Source organism: Streptomyces sp. Je 1-369 (genome assembly GCF_026810505.1).
GTDB lineage: Bacteria > Actinomycetota > Actinomycetes > Streptomycetales > Streptomycetaceae > Streptomyces.
The window spans coordinates 5,781,693-5,806,452 of the sequence record NZ_CP101750.1 but is presented as its reverse complement, the minus strand read 5'-3'; the positions used below and the strand labels follow the sequence as shown (position 1 = coordinate 5,806,452).

The following is a 24,760-nucleotide window of genomic DNA, read 5'->3' as shown; positions in this document are numbered from 1 at the left end:
ACCTGCCCCCGGGAGGCTCCATGCGTACCCGTACCACCGCTCTCGCACTTCTCATGGCGGGCTCGCTGCTCGCGGCGGCGGGCTGCGCGAAGGAGGACGACGCACCACCGCCCGCCGGGCCCGCGAAGCCCCGCGCCGTCAGCCCGGTGGCGGGCTGCGGCAAGGCCGGTTGGACCGACCCCGCCGATCTGACCCCCGACCGTAAACCGGCCCGCTGCACCCCTGGCGCCCCCGCTCCCGAACCGCTCGCCGAGAAGCGGGACCTCACGATCGCCACCGGCACCCTGAGCGCCGAGTACGTGGCACCCCTCCAGATGGCCGTCGAGAAGGGCGAGTTCAAAAAGGAGGGCCTTAACGTCGACCTGAAGGTCCTGCCCACCCCCGACGCGCTCCCCCTCCTCGCGAAGGGCGACATCGACGCCCAGTGGGCCGCTCCGGAGGCCGCGGTGATGAACGGCATCACCAGCGGCTTCGACATCAAGTGGACGGCCGGCAACTTCTCCCCGGACCCCCGCTCCAAGAGCGGCCTGTGGGTACGCCTGAAGGATGACGAGACAGCGGACCACGTCCCCATGGCGGGCCGCACGCTCGGCACGATGATCGGCAAGGGGTCCGTCATCGCGTACCCCATGGGCAAGGCGCTCGGCAAGCACGGCGGCGGGCTCGACAAGATCCGGTTCCAGCAGCTCGGCTCGGCGGACGTCCTCACCGCGCTCCAGAACGGCGGCACCGACGCGGCCTGGCTGCTGGATCCGGTGTGGCGCAAGATCGACGGCGACAAGCGGTTCGCGTTCCTCGGCGGCCAGCCACAGGCCGAACCGCTCGGCGGCCTCGTCTTCGGACCGAACCTCCTGAAGAAGGACCCGGACGCGGGTGTCGCGCTGCTGCGCGCATACATCCGGACGGTGAACACGTACTTCGCGGGTGACTACAAGGCCGACAAGACCTTCGCGACGGAGCTCGCCAAGCTGCTCAGCACGGACAAGGAGGTCCTGCTGGCCACGCCGTCGCTGCGCATGGACTGGGAGATCCGGGCGGGGACGACGGACCGTCTGCAGGACGCGTACCGCGCGGCGGGCGTCTCGAAGGGCGCCAAGGTGCCGGAGAAGAGGGCGGTGGACCGCGAGCTGTACGAAGAGGCGGTGGGCCACAAGTAAGCGGTGCGCCGACGCGGCCCAGCCGGGGGCACAAATGAGTCGAGGGCCGGAAACCAATTGGCTTCCGGCCCTCGACCGTCAGTAGCGGGGACAGGATTTGAACCTGCGACCTCTGGGTTATGAGCCCAGCGAGCTACCGAGCTGCTCCACCCCGCGTCGGTGAATACAACTCTACGTCAGCGCTACGACCAGCGCAAATCCGTTCCCCTGGCGTGCGGCACCGGCATCCGGGGCCTACGCCGTCAGCTCCTGCCGCAGCGCCTCGCGCAGGCGCCCCGCACGCTCGGCGACCTCCGCGGGACCGAGGTCGACGGCGCGCGAGGCCCACCGCTGCCCCTGCGCCAGCTGCCCGCGCCGGGCGTACAGCAGGGCGAGCCGGAGCGCCGCCCGCCCGTGCCCCGCGTCGGCGGCCCGGGTCCACCACAGCGCGGCCTCCGGCTCGCTGCCCTCCCGGGCCAGGAGCAGCCCCAGGTTGAACGCGCCGTTGCTGCTGCCCGCCTCCGCCGCCGTGCGGTACCACCGCGCGGCCTCGACGACGTCTCCGCGGGCCGAGGCGAGCATGCCGACCCGGACCTGGGCACGGCGGTGGCCCATTTCGGCCGCCCGTTCGTACCACTCCTCGCACTCGGTCTTCTCCGCCGCGGGCTCGCCGAGGACCGGCGCCTCGGCCGGGGGGCGCCGGGCGTCGAGCAGCGTTCCGAGGCGGTACGCCGCTTCGGCGCTGCCGCCGCCCGCCGCGCACCGCAGGTGCCGCTCGGCCTCCTGCTCGTCACCCTCGCGCAGCCGCGCGGTGCCGACTTGGAGGGCGGCGTCGGTGTGCCCTGCGGCCGCCGCCCGCTCGTACCACCGCAGGGCGGCTGCCTCGTCGTCGCGGCTCGCGTAGAGGATCCCGAGGTTGAACGCGGCGTCGACGCTGCCCGCCTCCGCGGCCTTGGAGAACCACGGCTCGGCGCCTGCCGCGTCGCCGCCCTGGAGCAGCAGCACGGCGAGCGCGTTGGCCGCCTCGCGGTGTCCCGCGTACGCGGCGCGGCGGTACCACTGGTCGGCGTGCGCGGTGCGGCCCTGCTCGGCGCAGAGCAACCCGAGGTTGTACGCGCCGTTCACGTCGCCCGCGTCCATGGCGGCGCGGTACCAGCGCTCGGCGGTCTGCGTCTCGCCCCGCTCGGCGTGCAGGGCGCCCAGCGCGTTCGCGGCGTTGCCGTCACCGTCCTGGGCAGCCTTGAGCCACCACACGGCGGCGCTCTCCTCGTCGCCCGCGTCCCGGAGCAGGAACCCGAGGGCGCAGGCCGCCCGGGACTCGCCGTCCTTGGCGGAGTTGAGGTACCAGCGTCCGGCCTCCTTCAGCTCGCCGCGCCGCTCCAGGATCGCGCCGAGGTGCAGCGCGGCCCTGCGGTGGCCGCGGGCGGCCGCTTGGCGGTACCACTGCTCGGCCTCGTCGGCGGGCGTGCGCGTCGCATCACCAGCACGGTCCGTGCGGTCCGTGCGGTCCGTGCGGCGTCGCGGGGCCGCTGTGGGGCGCTCGGCACGCTCCGGGCGCTCCGTGGTGGCACGCCGGTCGAGCGCGCGGGCCAGGCGGTAGGCGGCCTCGCGGTGGCCGCGCTCGGCGGCGGCGCGCAGCCAGCGCTCGGCCCCGACGTCGCCGCGGTGCTCCAGGAGGTCGGCCAGCGCGTACGCCCCGAGGGTGTGGCCCTGCTCGGCGGACTGGCGCAGCCAGTACTCGGCGGCGGGTTCGTCGCCGCGCTCGCGGTGGTGCCTGCCGAGCGCGTGCGCAGCGGCGGCGGACCCGGCGACGGCGGCGACCCGCCACCAGCCGGCGGCCTCGTCGGCGTACCCGCGCTGGTGCAGGAGGACTCCGAGGTTGTTGGCGGCGGCGCGGTCGCCCTCGGCGGTCGCCGCGCGCAGCAGAGATTCGGCACCGTCGAGATCACCGCGGCGCAGCAGAAGGCTTCCGAGAACGCTCATCGCGTCCACGTCGCCGGCCTCGGCGGCCAGCCGGTGGCGCATCTCCTCGGCGGCCGCCCCGGGATCCTCCCGGTCGGCCGGCTGCACAAACCGCCCTGTCTCCAACAGAGTTGCCTTGTCCCCCATAACGTCCATCGTCGCACCACCTGCAACCTGGGTACATCTGGTATACCGCAGCCAGTGAGGTCACTTCAGCGTTTTGTCGACATGCCCACAGAGAGATAAGTCAAACACAGATCCCCCAACTCTCCCCCGACCGAGCACGGTTCACATTTCTTGGCATAGGCCACCCGCACACGACAGGCACCGCTGCACACGACGAAGGCCCGGATCCGTAAGGATCCGGGCCTTCACCTTGCAGTAGCGGGGACAGGATTTGAACCTGCGACCTCTGGGTTATGAGCCCAGCGAGCTACCGAGCTGCTCCACCCCGCGCCGTTGTGTTCAAACCGTACCACGGCGCGAGGTGGGTGCTTTACCGCCCGCTAACCGGACTGGTCCCCATCCTGACCAGCGTCCTTGTCCGCGTCCTTCTTGTCGGCGCTCTTGTCGGCGTCCTTGTCCGCGCTCTTGTCGCTCTTCTCGGCGGCCTTCTGCGAGGCCTCCTCGGCCCGCTCAAGGGCCTCCTGAAGGCGGTCCTGCGCCTCGCCGTACTTCTTCCAGTCGCCGTCCTTCATGGCCTTCTCACCGTCCTCGAACGCCGTCTGGGCGTCGTCGAGGGCCGCCTGCACCGTCGGATCGTTCGTCTTCGGTGGCTTGGTCGGCTCGTCGCCGTCCTGGTCGGCCGGTGGCTTGGTGGTCCCCTCCGTACTGAAGACCTGGTTCAGGCCCTCCCCGAGGGTGTCCGCGAAGGCGGTCTCCGTGCCGTACGACACCGCGACCTTCTTCAGAAGGGGATACGCCGACTTGCGTCCCTGTACGTAGACGGGTTCGACGTACAGGAAGCCGTCGTCCAGTGGCACGGTCAGCAGATTGCCGTAGAGGACGTCGGAGTCGGCGCCCTTCATGTCCCGGACGAAGTTGCCGACTTCTGTCATGGAGTTCAGCTTGTTCTGCACTTGTTCAGGGCCGTCGACGTCGCCCTGGACTCTGAGCAGCTGCATCTTGCCGTAGTTCTTGCTTCTGGCGTCGGCGTCGACCGTCATGAACGCCCGTAGGTTGGGCCGCTCGCTCGGGGTGAACGTCGTCGTCAGGGAGAACTGCTGCTGCGTCTGGCCCGGCGACTTCATGGACAGGTAGTACGGCGGGACCGCGCTGTCGTCCTTCTTCGTCGGGTCGTTCGGCACCTGCCAGGCGTCACTCGCGTTGTAGAACTGGCCGGGGTCCGTGACGTGGTACTTCGTGAGCAGTTCGCGCTGCACCTTGAACATGTCCTGCGGGTAGCGCAGGTGGTCCATGAGCTTCGGCGGGATGTCGCTCTTGTCCTTGACGGTCCCCGGGAACGCCTTCTTCCAGGTCTTCAGGACCGGGTCCTGCTCGTCCCAGGTATAGAGTTTGACGTCACCGGTGTACGCGTCGACGGTCGCCTTCACCGAGTTCCGGATGTAGTTGACCTGGTTCTGCTGGGCGATCACCGTGCGCTGGCTGTCGGCCTGCGACAGGGAGTCCGCCGTGGTGTCGCCGAGCGTCGTCCGCGAGGCGTACGGGTAGCCGTTGCTCGTGGTGTAGGCGTCGACGATCCACTGGATGCGGCCGTCGACCACGGTCGGGTAGACGTCGCCGTCGATGGTCAGCCACGGGGCGACCGCCTCGACGCGCTCCTTGGGCGTGCGGTTGTACAGGATCCGCGAACCGTCGCCGATGGCTCCGGAGTAGAGGATCTGCGGCTCTCCGAACGACACCGCGTACGCCGCGCGGTTGATCGGGTTGGAGAGGTTGACGCCGCTGTCGCCCTTGTAGCTGTACGTCTTCTGACCGCCGCCGTTCTCTTCGTAGTCGAGCTCCTTCTGGGGCCCGCCCACGATCGAGTACTGGCTGGTCTTCTCGCCGTAGTAGATCCGCTGTTCGTACTCACCGAGATCGCCGTTGGTCGGCAGACCGGACTCGGTGAACGCCGGAGCGCCCTTGGAGCCCTTCTTCGTCTCCGTGCCCTTGGCGGCGACCATGCCGTACCCGTGCGTGTAGGCGAAGTGGTCGTTGATCCAGTTGCGCTTGTCGAGCTTGTTCACGTCGATCTCGCGCAGGCCGACGATGGTGTCCTGGCCGTTGTACCGGTCCACGTCCAGCGTCTTCGGGAACTGGTAGTAGCTGCGCTCCTGCTCCAGCTGCTGGAAGGTCGGCGAGACGATGTTCGGGTCGTTCAGGCGGTAGTTGGCCGCCGTGTCCGCGTTCTCGCGCTTCTTCTTCGGATCCTCGTCGACCTTCCCCCCGCCCTTGTACTCCTCGGGCTTCACACCATTGATGCCGTAGGCATTGCGGGTGGCCTCGATGTTCTTCTCGATGTACGGCGCTTCCTTGGCCTGCTCGTTCGGCTGGACCTGGAACTTCTGGACGATCGCGGGGTAGAGCCCGCCGATGAGGATCGCCGAGAGCACCATGAGACCGAAGCCGATCACGGGCAGCTGCCAGGTGCGCCGCCAGAGCGTCGCGAAGAAGAGGATCGCGCAGATGACGGCGATGCAGAACAGGATCGTCTTCGCCGGCAGGTACGCGTTCGCGTCGACGTACCGCAGGCCCGTCCAGTTACCGGTCGCCTTGAAGTCGCTGGACTTCACCGCGAGGCCGTACCGGTCGAGCCAGTACGCGATGGCCTTCAGCGACACGAAGACACCGAGCAGCACCGAGAGGTGACCGGTGGCCGCGGCGGTCGCGCGCGCGCCGGGGCTGGTGATCCGCAGCCCGCCGTACAGGTAGTGCGTCAGGGCGGCGGCGACCAGGGAGAGCACCGTCGCCGCGAAGCCGAAGCCGAGCAGGAAGCGGTACCAGGGCAGGTCGAACGCGAAGAACGACACGTCCATGTGGAACTGCGGGTCCTTCTGGCCGAAGGACACACCGTTGACCCACAGGAGCCAGGTGCGCCACTGTCCCGCCGCGGACGCGCCCGCGATCAGCCCCACCAGAGCGGTCACTCCGATGAGGAGCCACTTCTTGTAGGGGGCGATTCCCATGCGGTACCGGTCGAGGCTCTGCTGCTCCATCGACATGGCGCTCAGCGGCGGGCGCAGCCGGTGCGCCAGCCAGATGTTCACGCCGACTGCGGCCGCCATGAGCAGGCCGAAGACGAAGAACAGGCCGATCTTGGTCCACAGGGTCGTCGTGAAGACCGACGAATAGTTGACCGAGCGGTACCACAGCCAGTCCGTCCAGAACCCGGAGAACATGACGAAGGCCATGGCCAGTACGGCAAGGACCCCCAGTGTCATGAGCAGGGTCCGGACGCGCCGGGAGGGTCGGCCCACTCTGATCCGTGGCCCCGTCGGGCCTCCGCCGCGGTCCGGCATCTGGAAAGCCAAGGTGCGCACCTCGAAGTTCGCTGTTGATTCTCTGTTGGTCCGTCAGGCCCCCGAGATCGCGGACCCACACCTATGCAACTTACCTACGCTTTACTCGGTTCCCGTTTCTCGGGACTAACGAGGCAGGATTGTGACCATGTCCAACACTCCCATGGCAGCGAGCCCCCTCACTCGGGCGGTCCTCGAGATCGACGAGTACGTATCCGGCCTCGGCTGGGACCGGCCCGCCCGCCTCTTCGCGCTGGTAGACACGGCGCGACTGCGCACACAGGAACCCGGCCTCGCCTCCCAGCTCGGCCTCGACGACGGCGTGGAACACGCCGGCTACACCCCCATCGAGCAGGAGGAGATTCCCGCGGACAAGCCGCTGGACGAATTCCTCGGCACCATCGCCTGGCCGGACGCGGTGGCGGGCTGCGCCCTCACGGTGGAGCGCCTGATGCTGCCGCCGTCCGCCGAGGCGTCCGTCCCTGACGGTCTCGGTGAGGCGCAGCTCGCGAAGTGGGTGGCCGAGCACCCGGACCGCCAGGAGGTCCGCATGACGGTCGCGGTGCTCCGTGACGGTGCGCGCGAGTCCGCGCTGCGGCTGCGCGAGAAGGACTCGCCGACCGAGGTCCTCACCGGTTCGGCCCTGGTGCCCGGCCTGGCCGAGGCGCTCGCGGCGACGTTCGCGTAGCGGTACGTCTTCTTCCGCTGTACGCGGATTCCGTTCAGTACGCGGGTGGGGCTCCCCACCCGCGTACCGCTGTTTCAGGAGATGTTCAGGCGACGTTTCAGGAGCACTGCGGCAGGCTGCCGGTGTCGCCCTTGCGGATCTTCTCCAGGGACTTCACGGCGTCGGCGATGGTGTCCACCTTGACGAGCGTCAGGCCGTCGGGGACGTCGCCGGCGGCGGCCGCGCAGTTGTCCTTGGGCGTGAGGAAGTACTCGGCGCCCTTCTCGCGCGCGCCGACGGTCTTCATCTCGATGCCGCCGATCGGGCCGACTTTGCCGTTGACCTCGATGGTGCCGGTGCCGGCCACGAAGTTGCCGCCGGTGAGGTCGTCCGGGGTCAGTTTGTCGACGATGCCGAGGGCGAACATCAGACCGGCGCTCGGACCGCCCACGTCGGCCAGCTTGATGTCGATCGTGAACGGGTACGTGTGGTCGGTGCCCGCCTTGATGCCGACGACGGCGTGGTCGGGGTCGTCCTCCGCGGCCTTCGTCGTGATCTTGATTTCGTCGGTCTCGGTCGGCTCCTTGCCCGCCTTCTCGGCGGCCGCCGCGACCTTGACCGGCACGACCGTGAACGTGACGGGCTCGCCGGGCTTGTGCTCGGTGACGAGCTTCGCGACGTCCGTCATCTCCTTGACGGGCTTGCCGTCCACCTTCTTGATGACGTCGCCCGCGTGCAGCTTGCCCTCCGCCGGGTCTCCCTTGAAGACGGTGGAGACGATGACCTGGGACTTCACCGGGATGTCCAGCTCCCTGAGGGCCGCGACCTTGGCGCTCTCCTGGGACTCGCTGAATTCCTCGGCGTTCTCCTGGGAGGACTGCTGTTCGGTCTTGCCGTTCGGGTAGAGCGTGTCGTGCGGCACCACGATGTTGTCGTGGGCCAGCCAGCCGTAGACGGCCTCCGCGAGGTTCATGTTGTAGTCGGCGCTGGTGACCCTGACCGTCGTCATGTTGAGGTGACCGGTCGTCGGATAGGTCTTGCGTCCGGAGATCTGCAGCACCGGCTCACCGTCGTGGTCGCCGAGGGTGTTCACCGTGGGGCCGGGGGACATCTCCGAGTACGGCACTTTGATGAGCACTCCGGCGCAGAGCAGCGCGATCAGCATCAAGGTGGAGGCGAGCATCGTCGCGGTGCGGCGTGGCATGGAACGACAGTACGGGACCTGCCTGTGGGAGCACTCCCGGGGCCGGGCCGTACGGGGAGGTCGCGTCAGGGTGCGGACGCGGTCACGTCCCCGTGTGGGACTTCTCCATCGCCTCGCGGAACGCGGCGTAGCCGTTGAGTTCGGTGACGTCGCCCGTCCGTCCGGACTTGCGGTTGCGTGCTGCCCAGCTCGCCCACAGACCCGCTCCGACGGCTGCCAGGAGCGGAATCAGCAACCACGCGAGTGATGCCATGTCGACCTCCCGACCCCATGAGCCATCTCAACTGACTGATCAGCAGATTAACCATCCGCATGGTCAACGCTCACGGCAGGGGTCCGGTTACGCAACCGGAGCCGCACGGTCCCGTCGCACCTCAGGGAGCCGGCCCCGAATCAACAGGCCCCGACCCACTCCTCCTTGCCGTCGGAGAAGCGCTGGTGCTTCCAGATCGGCACCTCGTGCTTGAGGTCGTCGATCAGCTTCCGGCAGGCGTCGAAGGCCTCCGCGCGGTGCGGGCAGGAGACGGCCACGACCACCGCGAGGTCCCCGACGGCGAGGTCCCCGACGCGGTGCACGGCGGCCAGGGCGCGCACCGGGTACTCGGCGACGACCTTCTCGGCCACCCGGCGCATCTCGGCCTCGGCGGACGGGTGCGTCGAGTACCCCAGCTCGTCGACGTCGGCGCCGCCGTCGTGATTGCGCACGGTCCCCACGAAGAGTGCCGTGCCGCCCGCCGCGTCGTCGCCGACGGCCCGGAAGACCTCGTCCAGGGAGAGCGGGGTGTCACGGATCGCGAGCAGGCGGATCGGGTCCTGCGCGGCCTGCTCGCCGGGGTGGTCCATCGTGGTGCGTGCCATGCGGCCATGGTGCCGCACGGCACGCGCATCACGGAATAGACCTTTCGCCCGGCGCGCGCGTGTCGTGCCTTGGAGCTCCCTACAGGGGCCGCTTACGCCGCGCAGTCCCTCCCTCGGCGGTGAGCGGTCCCAGTGCCCCTCAGATCCTCCTGCGGGCCTTCCGTGCCCTGCGCACCACCGCGGCCGCGCCCAGCAGGGCGACCGTCGCGCCCGCCGCGCCCGCGGCCGTGGCGTCCTTGCGGCCGAGCCGTCGGCCGGCCACCGTGCGCCGCCCGGAGACCTCGTCGAGGAGTTCCGTGAGGACTTCCTCGTTGGTCCACTGGGGACGCCACCCGGCGTCGTGCAGCCTGCTGACGCTGACCACCCAGGGGTACATCGTGTACGCCAGGTCTCCGGCAGGGGACGGGGTGAGGCCGATGCGATGCAGCCGGGCGGCGGCACCGAGCGCGACCGCGGAGGGCAGCTCCATGCGCCGGATCCCGCTGAGCTCCTCGACCTCGTCCTGCTCCAGCCAGCCCTCGCAGCCGACGGCCAGCTCGCCGTCGACCTTCTCCAGGACGGCGTACTCCAGAGCGCTGCACAAGTCCTCGACGTGGCAGAACTGCCAGGCAGGCCGCGAACCGGCGACGACCAGGAGCCGGGGCGACTCGAAGTAGCGCGTGAGGGCCGTGTCCGTGCCGCCGACCAGCGTCGCGGGACGTACGACGGTGACATTGAGGCCGGGGTGCGCGCGGGGCGCCCGGCGGGCGAGGCGCTCCACCTCCAGGAGGTCGCCGACACCGGTGGCCTCGGCCGTGGCGCGCAGTTCGGCGTCTTCGGAGAGGGGCAGTTCGTTGTCGGGCAGTGCTCCGTAGACCATCGCCGAGGTGCACAGGACGACGCGGTGGACGCCCGCGGCGGCCGCGGCGGTCAGGACGGTCTGGGTGCCGCGCACGTTGTACGCGGTGCGGGCCGCGCCGTCGGTCTCCAGGTCGAGATCGAGCGCCAGGTGCACGACGACGTCCGCGCCGCGCAGCTTCTCCGCGATGGCCGGATCACGCACGTCCAGGATGTGCCACTGGGCCTGAGTGCAGTCGCCCCTGCGCTCGTCGATCGCAATGACCTGCTTGATCGCCTCCGACGTGGCAAGGCGCTCGGTCAGCAGCGCGCCCACACCGGAGGCGGCGCCGGTGACGGCGACTACGGGCCCCCGGACGGGCGCCGGGGTTGACGGGTTTCGCGCTGCGCGAACCTGTGGATCTGGGGAACTCACCGGGCGTCTCCAGCGGTTGTCTTCAGTACGTACACGAATGACGCGTACGTACCAGGTGGCATCCATCCTGCCGCAGGCCATGAGTCGGCGAAGCACCGAGGCCCGATCCCGTCACGGTGTCTACGCTGGGTGGTGTTGTAGGGCAGCCGCCGCCGGAACGAAACCGGCGGCCTGACGAGCCGAGGAATCCCGTGAGTGACACCCCATTCGGATTCGGCCTTCCGCCGGAGGAGCCGGAAGACGGCGACGAGGGCAAGAAGAAGGAATCCCCTGGAGAGGGACAGCGCGGGGGACAGGGCGCAGGTGGACCCGCGAACCCGTTCGGTTTCGGGGGCTTCCCCGGAGCCGGAGCCGGCGGCCCCGGAGGCGGTGACAATCCGTTCGCCGCGATGTTCGGTTCCATGAACCCGAACGACCTGGGTGCCGCGTTCCAGCAGCTGGGCCAGATGCTCTCGTACGAGGGCGGCCCGGTGAACTGGGACATGGCCAAGGACATCGCCCGCCAGACCGTGTCGCAGGGCACGGCTGACGGCACCAAGGACGCCAGCGTCGGTCCGGCCGAGCGCTCCGCCGTCGAGGAGGCCGTGCGCCTGGCCGACCTGTGGCTGGACGACGCGACGTCGCTGCCGTCCGGGTCCGGCACGGCCGTGGCCTGGAGCAGGGCCGAGTGGGTCGAGGCGACCCTGCCGGTCTGGAAGGAGCTCGTCGACCCGGTCGCCGAGCGCGTCGGCCTGGCCATGGGCGATGTGCTGCCCGAGGAGATGCAGGCCATGGCGGGCCCGCTGATCGGCATGATGCGCTCCATGGGCGGCGCCATGTTCGGCCAGCAGATCGGCCAGGCCGTGGGCGTGCTCGCGGGCGAGGTCGTGGGCTCCACCGACATCGGTCTGCCGCTCGGCCCCTCGGGCAAGGCAGCACTGCTGCCGGTGAACATCGAGACGTTCGGCAAGGACCTCGGCGTCGACAAGAACGAGGTCCGGCTGTACCTGGCGCTGCGCGAGGCCGCCCACCAGCGGCTCTTCGCCCACGTCCCGTGGCTGCGCTCGCACCTGTTCGGCGCGGTCGAGGGGTACGCGCGCGGGATCAAGGTCGACACGGCCAAGCTGGAGGACGTCGTCGGCCAGCTCGACCCGCAGAACCCGGAGCAGCTGCAGGAGGCGCTCCAGCAGGGCATGTTCCAGCCGGAGGACACCCCGGCCCAGAAGGCCGCTCTGGCCCGCCTGGAGACCGCTCTGGCGCTCGTGGAGGGCTGGGTGGACGCGGTGGTCCACGCCGCCGCGAAGCCGCGTCTGGCGTCCGCCGACGCCCTTCGCGAGACGCTGCGCCGTCGCCGTGCGACGGGCGGCCCCGCGGAGCAGACGTTCGCCACGCTGATCGGCCTGGAGCTGCGCCCGCGCCGCCTGCGGGACGCCTCGCGCCTGTGGGCCTCGCTCACGGACGCGCGCGGCGTCGACGGCCGCGACGGCCTGTGGGAGCACCCGGACATGCTGCCGACCGCCTCCGACCTGGACGATCCGGACGGTTTCGTGCACCGCGAGCAGCTGGACTTCTCCGAGCTGGACAAGATGCTCGGCGAAGCGGCGGGCGGTGGCGCTGCCAAGCCCGACCTCAAGAAGGACGCCGGGGACGACACCGAGGGCGACGGCAAGGACGACGGCGACAAGTGAGTCTGTACGACGACACGGTCCTCGTGCTCAAGGGGTACGAGGACCAGCCCGAGCTGCGCCAGGCCTACCTGGACCACCTGGCCGCGCACGGCGACGACGGGATGTGGAAGTCCTGCACCGACGGCCATGTGACGGCGAGCGCCCTGGTGGTCGACCCGTCCCGCGGGCGCGTCCTGCTGACCCTGCACAAGAAGCTGCGGATGTGGCTTCAGATGGGCGGTCACTGCGAGCCGGGCGATGCGACGCTCGCCGCGGCGGCGCTGCGCGAGGCCACGGAGGAGTCCGGCGTGCCCGGCCTGACGCTGCTCGCGGGCGGCCCCGTCCGCCTGGACCGGCACCCGATCCCGGGGCCGTGCACGCAGCACCTGGACGTGCAGTACGCGGCGCTCGCCCCGGCCGACGCGGTCGAGGCGATCAGCGACGAGTCACTGGACCTGCGCTGGTTCGCGTACGACGAGGTGGCGGGCGTGGCGGACGAATCGGTCGTGCGCCTCGTGGCGGCGACGCGCGCCAGGCTCTGATCTCATGCGTAAGGGGCGACCGCCATGGCGGTCGCCCCTTACGCATGAGAGATGGCTCGTCCGGACTAACTCCAGACGTTGCCCTGGTTCTGCCCCCGGGCCCCTTGCTGGCCCATCCCGAACTGCGCCTGGGCGCCCCGTCCGACTTCCACGTTCTGCGGCGGCAGCATCTCGCTCGGCTGGACCAGCGCGTAGCCCTGGCCCATGAAGCTGAGCTCCCAGCCCTCGCCGGTGTTGCCGCGGCGCCGCCAGACGCCCGAGGAATGCGTCTGGGCCTGCATCTGGACGCGCAGGCCGTTGGACCAGGCGACGATCGCGTCGGCGTCCGCGTTGACGTACCGCTCCGGCGTGACCTGCAGCATCAGCGGCTGACCCGACGTCATCAGGGCGACCTTGCCGCGGCCGCTGATGTTGAGCTGGTACTTGCCGGAGCCGGAGATGCCGTACTGGCTGTCGACGGCGATGACCTGGTGGGTCAGCGACGAGTCCATCGCGAGGACGTAGCTGCTGTCCACGGTCAGCCCGTCCTGGTCGACATCCACTACGTGGATGTACTGGGCGAGGTTGGCGAAGTAGACCGTGCCCTGGCCGTGGCAGCGCATCAGGTCCAGGCCCTCGCCGGTGTGCGCGCGGGCCCGCTGGTTGCCCTGGCTCTGGTACTCGGCGTCGAACTCGAGCAGCCCCTGATAGGCGACCATCGCGCCCTTGCGGGCCAGGACGTCGTCGTGCCCCTCCAGGGCGACCCGCAGCAGCTGCGGGTTCTGGACGGAGTAGCGCTCCTGGGTCTGCTGTTCGGCGTGCGCGAAAAGTGGGCTCTGCATGGTGTCCTGCTCCCCCTCAGCCCCGTGCTCGGAGGCGGTCGGTGCTGTCCTCGCTGGGCTGTACGACGACGATGCCCTCTCCGGAGAAGCCCATCTGGTAGGCCTCGCCGCTGCCGCGCCCGATGAGGGAGCCGGCCTTGAAGCTGCGCTTGCCCTTCACCTTGAGGTTCGGGGACCAGGCGATCAGGGCGTCCGGGTCGACGTACGTCTCGTCGTCGCCGCGGCCGCAGTCGACGACGATCGGCGTGCCGCGGGAGGTCAGCGCGACCCAGCCCTGGCCGGAGATCTTGATGTTCCAGAGGCCCTGTCCGGCGAACTTGGCCATGCCCTTGACTCGCTCGACGCCCCACTGGAGGGACGCGTCGAAGGCGAGCAGGTTGGTGCCGTTCACCGAGAGGGAGTCGCCCGCCAGGTTGATGAGGACGACGTCCGCTCCGTAGTCGGCGAGGTAGAGCAGGCCGTCTCCTGAGCACTTCATCAGGGGTGCGCCCTCGCCGGTCATCCACTCGCGCGCGACCTGACGGACGGCGGGCGGATTCGGCTCGTACTGCACGAACCCTTCGTAGGCGACCATCGAGCCCACGCGCGCGAAGAGGTCGTTGCCGGTCTGCATGGCCACCTTGACCATGTGGTGGCCGTGGTTCTCCATGCGGGCGGCTACGGGTGCGGGAGCGAAGCCCGCGAGTTGCTGGTTCATGACGGGCTCCCTCAGACCTCGTACGGCTGGACGACGATGAAATTGCCGGGCGCGCCGCGGAACTGGAGGTTCACGCTCTCCCCCGTGGAGCCCGCGTACGCGTTGCTGCGCAGCCTGACCTGGCTGGAGACGATCGCCTGAGCGGCGGCCGACCAGGCGACGACGGCGTGGCAGTCCGCGAACGTCGTCGGCGTGACGGGCAGCACGACGGGCACGCCGTGCGTCTTCACGACGACCGTGCCGGTGCCCTGGAACTGCATGACGAACAGTGCGCCGCCGGGGATGCCGTGGCCCTCGATCCTGCGCACCTCGTGCTGGAGGGTCTCGTCGAAGGCGAGGACGTTCTCCGCGGAGACGCAGATCGCGTCACCCTGGAGTTCGATGGGGTGCAGGTGGGTGGCCTCTTCCGCGAGGAAGACCTGACCGCGGCCGGAGCAGCGCATCAGCTGCATCTCCTGGCCGGTGGCGTTGCCCACGATGCGGCCGGCGAAGCCCGCGCCCTTGTAGCTGAACTCGACCTTGCCCTGGTAGAGCACCATGCTGCCCTGGCGGGCCAGGATGGGCTGCTCGGCGACGCCCAGGTCGACGCGGACCAGCTTCTCGTTCTGCTGCGTCCAGCGCTGGCCGGTGGGGGCCTCGCGGTACTTCTGGAGGGCCGCTGCCACACCGGCGCCCTGGGGTACCGCGCCCTGCGGGGCGGCGGGCTGACCGGGAAACTGACCACCAGGGGGCTGCTGGCCGTAGCCGGGCGGCGGCGGGGCGGTGGGCTGCTGGCCGTATCCCGGGGGCGGCGGGGCGGTCGGCTGCTGGCCGGGGATCTGGCCGAACTGTGGTTGCTGCGGGGGCTGCTGGCCCGGCTGGCCGTACGGCGAGGGGGCCGGCGGGGGCGGCACGGTCCCTCCCGGCGGCTGGTTCAGCGGGGCCACGACGGTCTGCGCCGCGTGCACCGACGGTTCCATGGGGGCGGGCGGCGGAGGCGGTGTGGCGCCCTGCGGCGGTGCGAAGTGCTGCGCGGGGGCCGGGGCGGGTGCGGGGGCCGGGACAGGCGCCTGCTGCGGTGCTGCGGCTGCCGGGGCGCCGAACGCGGGCGGCGCGGTGGCCTGGGCGGGCGGCGCGAAGGAGGGCGCGCCGGCCTGCTGCTGCGGGGCGGCGGGCTCCTCCTCGGCGACCTCGCCGCCGAAGTTCCGCAGGAGCGCGTCGAGCCCGCCGTCGAAGCCCTGTCCGATGGCGGCGAAGCGCCAGACGTCCTTCAGGTAGAAGTCACCCAGCATGACGGCGCGCTCGGTGGAGAACTCCGCTCCGGTGAAGGCGTAGCGCACCACTTCCTCGCCGCCCGCGACGATGCGGATGTACCCGGAGGCGACCTGCGACATCTGCCCGGCGCCGTCGATCGTCGCCGTGAACGAGAGGCGCTGGATCTGCTGCGGGATGCGGTCGAGCGTGACCCGGAAGGATTCGGAGTCGCCCGCCTGGGCGCCCAGGAGCTGGATCGACTCCTCGGGCGACTTCGGCTGGTTGAAGAAGATGAAGTAACGGTCGTCCGAGAGCCGCTCGCTCGCGTCCAGGCCGAAGCAGCTGATGTCGAACGTCAGTCCCGGCGCCGAGATCTGTACGCCGACGTACAGATCGGTTCCGGCGGTGAGGTCACTGACCTTGGCCTTGTGGCCGCGTTGGAATTCCCTGGCCATACGTAACGACCGTCCCCCATCCCGAATGTGAATACGTCGCGTCAGGCTAACCGCAAAGTCCGACGGCGGACCAAGCCGGTACAGACCCGCTACACAACTGCGGGACCCGGCGGACGTTCACTCCTCGCGGGCGGCGGGCAGGTGCGGCAGGCGACCGGCCGCCACCACGCCTTCGAGGTACCCCCTGGCGCGCTCGGTGCGGGGGTAGGCCTCCAGGAGACGCCAGAAGCTGGGGCCGTGGCCGGGGACGAGGAGGTGGGCGAGTTCATGGACGAGGACGTAGTCCACGACGTACTCGGGCATGCCCTGCAGCCGGTGCGAGAGGCGGATGCTGCCCTCGGCCGGGGTGCAGGAGCCCCAGCGGGTGTTCTGATTCGTGACCCAGCGGACCGACTCGGGCCTGGCGCGGCCTGCGAAGTACTGGTCGGAGAGCTGCCCCGCGCGCTCGGCGAGCTCCGCGTCGCCGAGGAGCCGCTTGCTCTCCTGGGCCGCGAGCTTGTCGAGCATCACGTTGACCCAGCGCTGCTCCTCCGCCTCGGACATGCGTGCGGGGATGAGGACGACGGTGCGGTCGCCCTCCCGGTACGCGGAGACCGTTCTGCGGCGGCGGGCGCTCCGCCTCACCTCGACCGCGCTGGTCCCCGTGCCGGACGGCGACGGGCTGGTCGTGCTGCGCTGCGGAGCTCCGGCGCGACGCGCTGAGGTCTCCCCAGCGACGCGAGGAGACGGGTCGGCGGGCACGCCCCGACGTTACCCGCTGGGCATAGGGGAAGTCCCGCCTCCGGGACGGTTCGGCGCTGTTCCGCTCCCCGTCCGTTTGATTAGTACGACGAATACCCACCGCCTGTGGACAACGCGACGCAGGGGTCCGGTGAGGCGGGCATTCTGGCATTCGATCGAGCGCGGTGGACGGATCCGCGCCGACCGGCCGACGGGGGACGACCATGCATCCGATCTTGAAGCCCGCGCTGCGGCGCGGCTGGCGGGACCTGAGCACCGTGCAGTTCGGGGTGGCGCCCGCGCACGCCTTGGTGCTCGGCCCGATGGACACGGCGACGAGCAGCTTCCTGACCTTGCTGGACGGCACCCGGGGAGTTCCTCTGCTGCGCGAGGAGGGTCGGCGGATGGGGCTGCCCGACGGGCACGTGGACCGGCTGCTGGGAGAGCTGTCGCGGGCCGGTCTCCTCGACGACTCGACCGGGGGCGGCCCGGCGGCCGATGCGCTGCGTGAGCGCGGCGAGAGCCTGGACCGGCTGCGGGGTGATGTGGCCTCGCTCTCGCTCCTGTCGCCGGAGCCGGGCGATGCGATCGCGAAGGTGGCGGCGCGCCGGACCGTGCGGGTGCGGGTCCAGGGTGCCGGTCGGGTGGGCGCCGTGGTGGCCTCGTTGCTGGCGGGGGCGGGGGTCGGGCGTGTCGAGGTGCGGGACGGCGGGCAGGTGCGTCCGTGGGATGTCGCGCCGGGCGGGCTGCCCGCCGAGTCCGTCGGCGAGCGCAGGGACACGGCCGCGCGACGGATGGTGCGACAGGCGGCCCCCGGTCGTCCACCCCGACAGTCCCGGCCGTCCCGACAGGCCGCCGAAAGGGAAGGAGCGGACCTGTCCCTCGTGATCATCGCCCCGAGGGACGGCCTGGACGCGTATGCGCCGTCCCCGGCGGCGACCGAGGAACTGCTCGCCTCGGGCACCCCTCATCTCTACGCCGGCGTGCTCGAGGGGACGGGCGTGGTCGGCCCCCTGGTCCTGCCGGGCACGACCGCGTGCGCCGAGTGTCTGTTCCGGCAGCGCGCGGAGCGCGATCCCACCTGGCCGCGCATGCTGGCCCAGTGGCGCTCGGGCCACTCGCGCCACGTACCCGCGTGCGACCTGGCGCTGTCGACCTCGGTCGCGGGCCTGGCGGCGGGGCACGCCCTGACCTTCCTGGACGGCGGTCCTTCGGCCTGTGCGGGGGTCCGTCACACGGCCTCCGTTCCCGGATTCGAGTGGCTCTCGAGCCCGATTTGGCCGCATCCATCATGCTCTTGTGGGGCGGGCGTGTCCGTTAAGGGGGATCGGCCCACCGCTGCTGATACGCCGCACGCAACAATGGCCGGGTAACCGCCTGACAAGGCGCGGCTGTCTGGGACTTGGAGGGGCGCATGTCTGATCTTCCCCGGAAGGCGGTCACCCGTACCGCCAAACTGGCCGCGCTGCCACTCGGCTTCGCGGGACGCGCGACCTGGGGGCTGGGCAAGCGGATCGGGGGCAAGTCCGCGGAGATCGTGGGGCGCGAGCTGCAGCAGCGCACGGCCGAGCAGCTCTTCAAGGTCCTCGGCGAGCTGAAGGGCGGCGCCATGAAGTTCGGGCAGGCCCTGTCCGTCTTCGAGTCCGCGCTGCCCGAGGAGGTCGCGGGACCGTACCGCGCGGCGCTGACGAAGCTGCAGGAAGCGGCGCCGCCGATGCCCACCAGGACGGTGCACGCCGTCCTGGAGGAACGGCTAGGCAAGGACTGGCGCGAGCTGTTCCTGGAGTTCGAGGAGAAGCCCGCGGCCGCCGCGTCGATCGGGCAGGTGCACCGGGCCGTGTGGGCGGACGGCCGTGAGGTCGCGGTCAAGGTGCAGTACCCGGGAGCGGGTGAGGCGCTGCTGTCCGATCTCAATCAGCTCAGCCGGTTCGCCCGGCTGCTGGGGCCGCTCATCCCTGGGATGGACATCAAGCCGCTCATCGCGGAGCTGCGCGACCGTGTGTCGGAAGAGCTGGACTATGGCTTGGAGGCCCAGGCCCAGCAGGCGCACGCCGATGAGTTCGCGGACGACCCGGACGTGGTGGTGCCGCAGGTGGTGCACCAGAGCGACCAGGTCCTGGTGACCGAGTGGATGGACGGGACGCCGCTCTCCGAGGTGATCGCGGACGGCACGGAGGAGCAGCGCGACCGGGCGGGTCAGCTCCTGGCCCGCTTCCTCTTCTCCGGTCCCGCGCGCACGGGTCTGCTGCACGCCGATCCGCACCCCGGGAACTTCCGGCTGCTCTTCGACGAGAAGGCGGGGTATCGCCTCGGGGTCCTGGACTTCGGCACGGTCGACCGGCTGCCCGACGGGCTGCCCCCGACCATCGGGACGTCCCTGCGGATGACGCTCGAGGGCGAGGCCGACGCGGTCTACGAGATGTTGTGCGAGGAGGGCTTCGTCAAGGAGTCCGTCGATCTGGAACCGCAGGCGGTGCTCGACTACCTGCTGCCGATCATCGAACCCATGGCGGTCGAGGAGTTCACCTTCACCCGCGCCTGGATGCGCAAGCACGCGGCCCGGCTGGCCGATGTCCGCTCTCCCGCCTACCAGTTGGGCCGGTATCTGAACCTGCCGCCCGCCTACCTGCTGATACACCGCGTGACGGTGAGCACGATCGGAGTGCTGTGCCAGCTGAATGCGACGGTGCGGATGCGGGACGAGCTGGAGGAGTGGCTGCCCGGCTTCGTCGAGGAGCCGGAGGAGTTGGAGGAGACCGAGGAGGCCGAGGGGACCGACGCGGTCGAGGTGGAGGCCTGAGCCGTGGGGCGGCTCACCACCAGTCGGAGTCGAGGCGCCCTTCGATGGCTCTGAGATTGGCGCGGGCACAGGCGTCGCAGAAGTAGTGGCGGACGCCGTTCTCCACGGAGCAGGTCCAGGTCGGCGGCGTGCCCTCGGCGACCGTGCCGCAGCGTGAGCACACGAGCTGCTCCGGCACCGGCACCGGCATCGGCTCCGTCTCCGTCTCCGGGGGCTGGCGGTTCTGCTGTTCCACCGGGCGACCATATCGCCGCGCGGGAAAGATCGTGGGCACAACGCACTGCGGGGGACGGTCCGTTCGGACCGTCCCCCGCGTACATCTGTCGTCGTGCCGATGCGCCTTCGCGGCTGTTACTGCATGACCGCTATGGCGAGCGCGCGCCGGGCACGCAGCGAGGCGCGCTCCGCGCGGCGCTGCATGCGGCGGGCAGCCATCAGGCGCTCGACCGGGCGTTGAGCCTCGGCTTCGCGCAGGCGCTCGTGCATATGCGCACGAGCCATGGCTTCGGGGCTGAGTTGCATCTTGCGGATCCTGTTCTGGCGCGGAACGTACGCGCCGGTGGTGGTGAAGTCTGGGGTGGCGGTGCCTGCCGAGTCGCTGGTGGCTGCCTTCATCGGGGCCTGCTTCTTGGGGTCGTGCGTGAGGGGGCGGTCGATGGTTCCGGCGGTGTTCATGCGACGACCGGGTTCTTGCGCGGGCGACCACGCGGCCGCTTGCGGGCAACGACGACACCCTGGACGAACAGCTCGCCGCCCCAGACGCCCCACGGCTCACGCCGCTCCTTGGCGCCCGCGAGGCAGGCCTCCATCAGCGGGCAGGTGCGGCAGAGGGACTTGGCGTACTCGACGTCGGTCGGCGACTCCGCGAAGAAGACCTCCGGGTCGTAGGCACGGCAGGGGACGGGTACGCCGAGGTTCTCGATGGCGTCGTCGAGCGCGGTGAGCGCGGTGAGGGGAGTCAAGGTCGGGTCCTCCGTGGGTGCGGGCGGGGGGAGCGTCTGTGAAGGCGGTACGGACGGGGCGTGCGCTTCGAGTTGCACGGTGGGTTTTCCTCGTCTGGTCGTGCCGGCCTGGGTCGGCCGGTTGGCGGCTGGTACCGGGTCTTGCTGTCGGCCCCTTCGCTCCGTTCTCCCTGTTCTGGGGAAAACAGAAGGGCCGCGGATCCCGGGTGGGGTTCCGCGGCCCTGAAGGCGCCGGTCTGATCGTCGATCAGACTGGATCACTCCAGGGTTCGAGCCCACGGAAGGCCCACATCGTGTGGTGCTGCGTCGTCTGCTTCCGGAATCCGGCACCGGCTGCCGCAAAGGCATAGGCCTGGGCCTGCGCCTCCGCTACTGCTGCTTCCGGTGCCTTGGTCGGTCGCTCATTGCCCTCATTGGCCTCGCGGACGGGAAGACCGGCGAGAGGCAGGGAGGGAGACATCGGACGGACGGCGGGGATGCCGCCGGACAGACCGGTGCCCTGGTTCGAGAAGCCGAGCAGGCAGGAAGCGACGACCGAGCGATCGGTCATTTTCGCGGTGCTGATGAAGCTCTCGTTGTTGCTGATCACTGGAATTCGCCTCCTCTCGGCGTCTAGGGGATCGGCCGGAACCGGTCCTGCGGACTGTCAAGTACAGCACGGAACCCCGGCTTCGGAGAAGCCGCTGTTTCCGTGTTAAGAACCTATGGGTCTTCCTTGCGCATGCGCAAACTATTTTTTCGACGAGTTTGAATCACTCGTCATCGGCGCCCCTTACACGGTCCTGACCTGCACAGATGGCGAGCACGTCGGCGCCGAACCGGTTGTACTTGCGGACGCCGACGCCGGGGATCCGGGCCAGCTCGCCCTCGTCGTCGGGCACTGCCTCCGCAATCGCGATCAAGGTTTTGTCCGTGAAGACGCAGTAGGCGGGCTGTCCCAGCTCCCTCGCCTGGCCGGATCGCCACTCCCGCAACCGCTCGTAGAGCCCTTCGTCCATGTCGGACGGGCAGTCCTCGCACCGCATGAGCTTCATCTCGCCCGCCTCGGTCAGGGTCCGGCCGCAGACCCGGCAGCGGGCGGGCGTACGGCTCTTGCGCTGCCGTCGTCCCGCCGCGGGGCCGGCGGTCCCGCCGCTGCCGCGCTCGACGCCACCGGGGCCGCCGGCCGCGGTCCGGGCCGCCGCGCCCGCTCCGGAGCCCGGCCGCAACCCGTCGAGGAAGCGGCTGGGGCGACGGCTGGGACGGCCGCCCGGAGAGCGAGAGAGGGCCCAGGACAGGGAGAGGTGGACGCGGGCGCGGGTCACTCCCACGTAGAGGAGGCGGCGCTCCTCCTCGATCTGCTCGTCCGTCTTGGCGTAGGTGATCGGCATCATGCCTTCGGCGAGGCCCACGAGGAACACGGCGTCCCACTCCAGGCCCTTGGCGGCGTGCAGCGAGGCCAGCGTGAGGCCCTCGACGGTGGGGGCGTGCTGGGCGTTCGCCCGCTCGTCGAGCTCGGCCACGAGATCGGCGAGGGTCGCCTCCGGCTTGGCCCGCGCGAAGTCCTCGGCGAGCCGTACCAGCGCCGCCAGGGACTCCCAGCGGTCGCGCACCGCCCCGGACCCCGCGGGGGGCTCGGTCGTCCACCCCTTGGTGGAGAGCACGGCGCGGACCTGGGAGGGAAGGTCGACCACGTCGTCCAGGAGCGCGTCGTTGCCCCCGAAGCGGGCGGCGCCTCGCAGGGCAGCCCCCGCCTCGCGCACCTCCGTGCGCTCGAAGAACCGCTCGGCGCCCCGCAGCTGGTAGGGGACGTTGGCGTCGGCGAGCGCCTGTTCGTAGATCTCCGACTGCGAGTTCGTACGGAAGAGGACCGCGATCTCGCTGGCCGGGACGCCGTCGGCGAGGAGGGCGCGGATGCGGCGGGCGGCGCCTTCGGCCTCGGCGGGCTCGTCCACATACTCCGTATAGACCGGTTCCGGTCCGGCGTCGCGCTGTGAGACGAGCTCCAGGCGATGGTCGGCTGCGCGGCCGCGGGCCTGGGAGAGCAGGCCGTTGGCGAGGTGGACGACCTGGGGAGTGGAGCGGTAGTCACGGACCAGCTTGACGACCGTGGCCCCCGGGTGGCGGGTGCGGAAGTTCAGGAGGTGGTCGGGGGTCGCGCCGGTGAACGAGTAGATCGTCTGGCTGGCGTCGCCGACGACGCAGAGGCTGTCCCGGTCGCCGAGCCACAGCTCCAGAAGGCGCTGCTGCAGGGGGCTCACGTCCTGGTACTCGTCCACCACGAAGTGCTGGTACTGGGCGCGGATCTGTTCGGCGATGTCGTGCCGGTCCTGGAGGATGCCGACGGCGAGCAGCAGCACGTCCTCGAAGTCGATGACGGCGCGGTCGCGCTTCAGGTCTTCGTACGCCCCGTAGAGCTGGGCGATCTCCGCGGGGTCGCGGGGGACGTCACGGCCCGATTTCGCGGCGGCGGCCGCATAGTCGGCGGGGACGGTCTGGGTGACCTTGGACCACTCGATCTCGCTGGTGAGGTCGCGCAGCTCGTTCCGGTCCAGGCGGATGCGGCAGGCCGCGGCGGCGTCCGCGACGAGTTTGATCTTGCGGTCGACGATCCGGGGCAGCGGGCCACCGACTGCTTTCGGCCAGAAGAACTGGAGCTGGCGCAGGGCCGCGGAGTGGAAGGTGCGGGCCTGGACGCCGGAGGCGCCGAGCTGGCGGAGGCGGCCGCGCATCTCTCCGGCGGCGCGGTTGGTGAAGGTGACGGCGAGCACACTGGCGGGCTGGAGCATGCCGGCCCGCACCCCAAAGGCGATCCGGTGGGTGATCGCCCGGGTCTTGCCGGTACCGGCACCGGCAAGGACGCACACCGGCCCGTGCAGGGCGGTGGCGACCTCGCGCTGCTCCGGGTCGAGCCCGTCGAGCACCGCGTCGGGAGAGTCCGGGACCTGCGGGAAGAGGGTGGAGTGCGTTGCTGATGTCACCCAGCCAGCTTGCCAGGTCTGCGGGGGCGGGTGAGCCCGTTGTCCACAGGGAGGCGGAGCCGGTCGTACTAATACGGGAATGGTGGCCGGGTCGCGTACGTTCGACCCATTGCGATGACGCACCCCGAGCAACGAAGGAGCACAAGAGACATGCCGGGCACTGTGACGATGTACAGCACCACGTGGTGCGGCTACTGCCGCCGCCTCAAGGGTCAGATGGACCGTGAGGGCATCGCCTACACCGAGATCAACATCGAGCAGGACCCGGACTCGGCGGCCTTCGTCGAGAAGGCGAACGGCGGAAACCAGACGGTCCCCACCGTTCTCTTCCCGGACGGCTCGACCCTTACGAACCCCTCGCTGGCGCAGGTCAAGCAGAAGCTGGTCTGAGACGCGCCGCACACGGTGCGGGCGGGGCTCAGCCCACGGTCCCCGGCTTCGGCAGGGGCTTTCCGTACCAGAGCTCGATCAGCCGGGCCGCAATCGAGATGCCGTAGGGAGGCAGGACCTCCCCGGACTCGAATGCGGCCCGCAGGTCTTCCCGGGAGAACCAGCGGGCCTCCTGGATCTCCTCGCCGTCCACGTTGATCTCCGAGGAGGTCGCGTCGGCCATGAAGCCCAGCATGAGGCTGGAGGGGAACGGCCAGGGCTGGCTGGCGACGTACTCGACGTCGCCGACCGTGACGCCCGCCTCCTCGAAGACCTCGCGCCGCACCGACTGCTCGATGGACTCCCCCGGCTCGACGAAGCCCGCGAGGGTGGAGAAGCGGCCCTCGGGCCAGTGCACCTGGCGGCCGAGGAGGATGCGGTCCTCGCTGTCCCTGACCGCCATGATCACGGCGGGGTCCGTGCGGGGGTAGTGCTCGGCACCGCAGGCCTGGCAGCGGCGGATGTGGCCGGCGGCCGCGATGACGGTGCGCTCGCCGCAGCGCGAGCAGAATCGGTGCAGGCGCTGCCAGTTCTCCAGGGCCACGGCATGCACCATCAGGCCCGCGTCGCGGGGTGACAGGAGCAGGCCCGCTTCGCGCAGTCCGGCGGGGCGCGCCGACTGGTCCATGCGGCCCGGCAGGGTGTCCTTCTGGAGCGCGAAGTAGCTGACGCCGTCGTCGTCCGTGCCGAGGAAGTAGCGGTGCTCCTCGGTGAGCGGCGCTTCAAAGGAGGGCGTCTTCACCAGTTCGGTGTGTCCCTCGGGCGTCTCGTCGATGAGCACCTGGCCGCCGGAGACCACGAAGACCCGGGTGGTGGGGTGGCTCCAGGCGGCGGCGAGCCACGCCTCGTCCATGCGGTGGTGCGCGGCGCGGTCGATGCCGCTCGGCGCGGTCAGCGAGACGGGTCGGTCTGCGGTGTGGTCGGTCCAGGTGGTCACAGGTGCTTCCAACTCCCC

The 24,760-nt window shown here is 70.4% G+C and carries 23 protein-coding genes and 2 tRNA genes; 7 read left to right on the top strand and 18 right to left on the bottom strand.

The genetic code is table 11. The features are described 5' to 3' along the window. Nucleotides 1-20 precede the first annotated feature (20 nt). Nucleotides 21-1,157: an ABC transporter substrate-binding protein gene (locus NOO62_RS26580; protein ID WP_268773362.1), complete on the top strand. Its 1,137-nt coding sequence runs from the start codon at nucleotides 21-23 to the stop codon at nucleotides 1,155-1,157. A gap of 82 nt (nucleotides 1,158-1,239) precedes the next feature. Here the strand turns inward: NOO62_RS26580 and NOO62_RS26575 are convergent. The 4 genes from NOO62_RS26575 to NOO62_RS26560 form a co-directional block, all read right to left on the bottom strand. Then, nucleotides 1,240-1,313, bottom strand: a tRNA-Met gene (locus tag NOO62_RS26575). A 78-nt stretch (nucleotides 1,314-1,391) separates the two neighbouring features. Further along, a complete protein-coding gene (locus tag NOO62_RS26570; RefSeq protein WP_268773361.1) occupies nucleotides 1,392-3,254 on the bottom strand; it encodes a sel1 repeat family protein in 1,863 nt (620 codons plus the stop codon). 226 nt (nucleotides 3,255-3,480) lie between these two features. Continuing rightward, nucleotides 3,481-3,554: transfer RNA gene (locus NOO62_RS26565), tRNA-Met, on the bottom strand. A gap of 50 nt (nucleotides 3,555-3,604) precedes the next feature. Then, a complete protein-coding gene (locus NOO62_RS26560; RefSeq protein WP_268775787.1) occupies nucleotides 3,605-6,559 on the bottom strand; it encodes a UPF0182 family protein in 2,955 nt (984 codons plus the stop codon). Between the two features lie 148 nt (nucleotides 6,560-6,707). On the opposite strand from NOO62_RS26560, the gene NOO62_RS26555 reads away from it, so the two are divergent. Further along, the gene (locus tag NOO62_RS26555; protein ID WP_268773360.1) at nucleotides 6,708-7,247 is read left to right on the top strand and encodes a PPA1309 family protein; all 540 of its coding nucleotides are present in this window, start codon (nucleotides 6,708-6,710) and stop codon (nucleotides 7,245-7,247) included. A 97-nt stretch (nucleotides 7,248-7,344) separates the two neighbouring features. On the opposite strand, the gene NOO62_RS26550 is transcribed toward NOO62_RS26555, so the two are convergent. The 4 genes from NOO62_RS26550 to NOO62_RS26535 all read right to left on the bottom strand — a co-directional run bounded on the left by NOO62_RS26550 (nucleotide 7,345) and on the right by NOO62_RS26535 (nucleotide 10,540). Further along, the gene (locus NOO62_RS26550; protein WP_268773359.1) at nucleotides 7,345-8,430 is read right to left on the bottom strand and encodes a PDZ domain-containing protein; all 1,086 of its coding nucleotides are present in this window, start codon (nucleotides 8,428-8,430) and stop codon (nucleotides 7,345-7,347) included. An 82-nt stretch (nucleotides 8,431-8,512) separates the two neighbouring features. Continuing rightward, complete coding sequence (locus NOO62_RS26545; protein ID WP_190329437.1) at nucleotides 8,513-8,683, bottom strand: hypothetical protein; 171 nt, start codon at nucleotides 8,681-8,683, stop codon at nucleotides 8,513-8,515. A 140-nt stretch (nucleotides 8,684-8,823) separates the two neighbouring features. Beyond that, complete coding sequence (locus NOO62_RS26540; protein ID WP_268773358.1) at nucleotides 8,824-9,288, bottom strand: molybdenum cofactor biosynthesis protein MoaE; 465 nt, start codon at nucleotides 9,286-9,288, stop codon at nucleotides 8,824-8,826. 139 nt (nucleotides 9,289-9,427) lie between these two features. Next, nucleotides 9,428-10,540 carry an SDR family oxidoreductase gene (locus NOO62_RS26535; protein WP_268773357.1) on the bottom strand — a complete coding sequence of 371 codons (1,113 nt, stop codon included), beginning with the start codon at nucleotides 10,538-10,540 and terminating at the stop codon, nucleotides 9,428-9,430. Between the two features lie 191 nt (nucleotides 10,541-10,731). On the opposite strand from NOO62_RS26535, the gene NOO62_RS26530 reads away from it, so the two are divergent. Both NOO62_RS26530 and NOO62_RS26525 read left to right on the top strand, forming a co-directional pair. Further along, nucleotides 10,732-12,207 carry a zinc-dependent metalloprotease gene (locus NOO62_RS26530; RefSeq protein WP_268773356.1) on the top strand — a complete coding sequence of 492 codons (1,476 nt, stop codon included), beginning with the start codon at nucleotides 10,732-10,734 and terminating at the stop codon, nucleotides 12,205-12,207. Next, nucleotides 12,204-12,728 (top strand): NUDIX hydrolase, encoded by a 525-nt coding sequence (locus NOO62_RS26525; RefSeq protein WP_268773355.1) that lies wholly within the window; start codon nucleotides 12,204-12,206, stop codon nucleotides 12,726-12,728. Before NOO62_RS26530 ends, NOO62_RS26525 begins: the two co-directional genes overlap by 4 nt. Nucleotides 12,729-12,793: 65 nt before the next feature. Here NOO62_RS26525 and NOO62_RS26520 read toward each other — a convergent pair whose 3' ends face one another. From NOO62_RS26520 to NOO62_RS26505, 4 genes are all read right to left on the bottom strand, one after another. After that, nucleotides 12,794-13,549 carry an AIM24 family protein gene (locus tag NOO62_RS26520; RefSeq protein ID WP_268773354.1) on the bottom strand — a complete coding sequence of 252 codons (756 nt, stop codon included), beginning with the start codon at nucleotides 13,547-13,549 and terminating at the stop codon, nucleotides 12,794-12,796. A gap of 16 nt (nucleotides 13,550-13,565) precedes the next feature. Then, nucleotides 13,566-14,246 (bottom strand): AIM24 family protein, encoded by a 681-nt coding sequence (locus NOO62_RS26515; RefSeq protein ID WP_150216303.1) that lies wholly within the window; start codon nucleotides 14,244-14,246, stop codon nucleotides 13,566-13,568. A gap of 11 nt (nucleotides 14,247-14,257) precedes the next feature. Then, nucleotides 14,258-15,934, bottom strand: coding sequence for a TerD family protein (locus NOO62_RS26510; protein ID WP_268773353.1), 1,677 nt, complete (start codon nucleotides 15,932-15,934; stop codon nucleotides 14,258-14,260). A gap of 117 nt (nucleotides 15,935-16,051) precedes the next feature. Continuing rightward, nucleotides 16,052-16,675, bottom strand: coding sequence for a M48 family metallopeptidase (locus NOO62_RS26505; RefSeq protein ID WP_150216305.1), 624 nt, complete (start codon nucleotides 16,673-16,675; stop codon nucleotides 16,052-16,054). 203 nt (nucleotides 16,676-16,878) lie between these two features. Between NOO62_RS26505 and NOO62_RS26500 the strand changes: the two genes are divergently transcribed. Both NOO62_RS26500 and NOO62_RS26495 read left to right on the top strand, forming a co-directional pair. After that, nucleotides 16,879-18,027 (top strand): ThiF family adenylyltransferase, encoded by a 1,149-nt coding sequence (locus NOO62_RS26500; protein ID WP_268773352.1) that lies wholly within the window; start codon nucleotides 16,879-16,881, stop codon nucleotides 18,025-18,027. A gap of 41 nt (nucleotides 18,028-18,068) precedes the next feature. Next, entirely contained in the window at nucleotides 18,069-19,454 is a 1,386-nt protein-coding gene (locus tag NOO62_RS26495) for an ABC1 kinase family protein (protein ID WP_268773351.1), read from the top strand. Between the two features lie 13 nt (nucleotides 19,455-19,467). Here the strand turns inward: NOO62_RS26495 and NOO62_RS26490 are convergent, their stop codons facing one another. The 5 genes from NOO62_RS26490 to NOO62_RS26470 form a co-directional block, all read right to left on the bottom strand. Further along, entirely contained in the window at nucleotides 19,468-19,689 is a 222-nt protein-coding gene (locus NOO62_RS26490; protein ID WP_268775985.1) for a hypothetical protein, read from the bottom strand. A gap of 116 nt (nucleotides 19,690-19,805) precedes the next feature. Further along, on the bottom strand, nucleotides 19,806-20,129 hold the full coding sequence (locus tag NOO62_RS26485) for a hypothetical protein (protein ID WP_268773350.1): 324 nt from the start codon (nucleotides 20,127-20,129) through the stop codon (nucleotides 19,806-19,808). Continuing rightward, nucleotides 20,126-20,494, bottom strand: a complete 369-nt coding sequence (locus NOO62_RS26480; RefSeq protein WP_268773349.1) for a WhiB family transcriptional regulator — start codon at nucleotides 20,492-20,494, stop codon at nucleotides 20,126-20,128. The genes NOO62_RS26485 and NOO62_RS26480 overlap by 4 nt, the downstream gene beginning before the upstream one ends. 169 nt (nucleotides 20,495-20,663) lie before the next feature. Then, the gene (locus NOO62_RS26475) at nucleotides 20,664-21,005 is read right to left on the bottom strand and encodes a hypothetical protein (protein WP_268773348.1); all 342 of its coding nucleotides are present in this window, start codon (nucleotides 21,003-21,005) and stop codon (nucleotides 20,664-20,666) included. Nucleotides 21,006-21,168: 163 nt separating this feature from the next. After that, nucleotides 21,169-23,457: an ATP-dependent DNA helicase UvrD2 gene (locus NOO62_RS26470; protein WP_321170657.1), complete on the bottom strand. Its 2,289-nt coding sequence runs from the start codon at nucleotides 23,455-23,457 to the stop codon at nucleotides 21,169-21,171. A 69-nt stretch (nucleotides 23,458-23,526) separates the two neighbouring features. Here NOO62_RS26470 and NOO62_RS26465 point away from each other — a divergent pair, with 69 nt between their 5' ends. Then, nucleotides 23,527-23,766 (top strand): mycoredoxin, encoded by a 240-nt coding sequence (locus tag NOO62_RS26465; RefSeq protein WP_268773346.1) that lies wholly within the window; start codon nucleotides 23,527-23,529, stop codon nucleotides 23,764-23,766. A gap of 28 nt (nucleotides 23,767-23,794) precedes the next feature. Here NOO62_RS26465 and nudC read toward each other — a convergent pair whose 3' ends face one another. Continuing rightward, complete coding sequence (gene nudC / locus NOO62_RS26460; protein WP_268773345.1) at nucleotides 23,795-24,742, bottom strand: NAD(+) diphosphatase; 948 nt, start codon at nucleotides 24,740-24,742, stop codon at nucleotides 23,795-23,797. Between the last annotated feature and the right edge of the window lie 18 nt (nucleotides 24,743-24,760).

Coding starts and splice junctions, on each gene's coding strand:
- NOO62_RS26580 (WP_268773362.1), top strand. CDS start 21: ATGCGTACCCGTACCACCGCTCTCGCACTTCTCATGGCGGGCTCGCTG.
- NOO62_RS26570 (WP_268773361.1), bottom strand. CDS start 3,254: ATGGACGTTATGGGGGACAAGGCAACTCTGTTGGAGACAGGGCGGTTT.
- NOO62_RS26560 (WP_268775787.1), bottom strand. CDS start 6,559: ATGCCGGACCGCGGCGGAGGCCCGACGGGGCCACGGATCAGAGTGGGC.
- NOO62_RS26555 (WP_268773360.1), top strand. CDS start 6,708: ATGTCCAACACTCCCATGGCAGCGAGCCCCCTCACTCGGGCGGTCCTC.
- NOO62_RS26550 (WP_268773359.1), bottom strand. CDS start 8,430: ATGCCACGCCGCACCGCGACGATGCTCGCCTCCACCTTGATGCTGATC.
- NOO62_RS26545 (WP_190329437.1), bottom strand. CDS start 8,683: ATGGCATCACTCGCGTGGTTGCTGATTCCGCTCCTGGCAGCCGTCGGA.
- NOO62_RS26540 (WP_268773358.1), bottom strand. CDS start 9,288: ATGGCACGCACCACGATGGACCACCCCGGCGAGCAGGCCGCGCAGGAC.
- NOO62_RS26520 (WP_268773354.1), bottom strand. CDS start 13,549: ATGCAGAGCCCACTTTTCGCGCACGCCGAACAGCAGACCCAGGAGCGC.
- NOO62_RS26515 (WP_150216303.1), bottom strand. CDS start 14,246: ATGAACCAGCAACTCGCGGGCTTCGCTCCCGCACCCGTAGCCGCCCGC.
- NOO62_RS26510 (WP_268773353.1), bottom strand. CDS start 15,934: ATGGCCAGGGAATTCCAACGCGGCCACAAGGCCAAGGTCAGTGACCTC.
- NOO62_RS26500 (WP_268773352.1), top strand. CDS start 16,879: ATGCATCCGATCTTGAAGCCCGCGCTGCGGCGCGGCTGGCGGGACCTG.
- NOO62_RS26495 (WP_268773351.1), top strand. CDS start 18,069: ATGTCTGATCTTCCCCGGAAGGCGGTCACCCGTACCGCCAAACTGGCC.
- NOO62_RS26485 (WP_268773350.1), bottom strand. CDS start 20,129: ATGAACACCGCCGGAACCATCGACCGCCCCCTCACGCACGACCCCAAG.
- NOO62_RS26465 (WP_268773346.1), top strand. CDS start 23,527: ATGCCGGGCACTGTGACGATGTACAGCACCACGTGGTGCGGCTACTGC.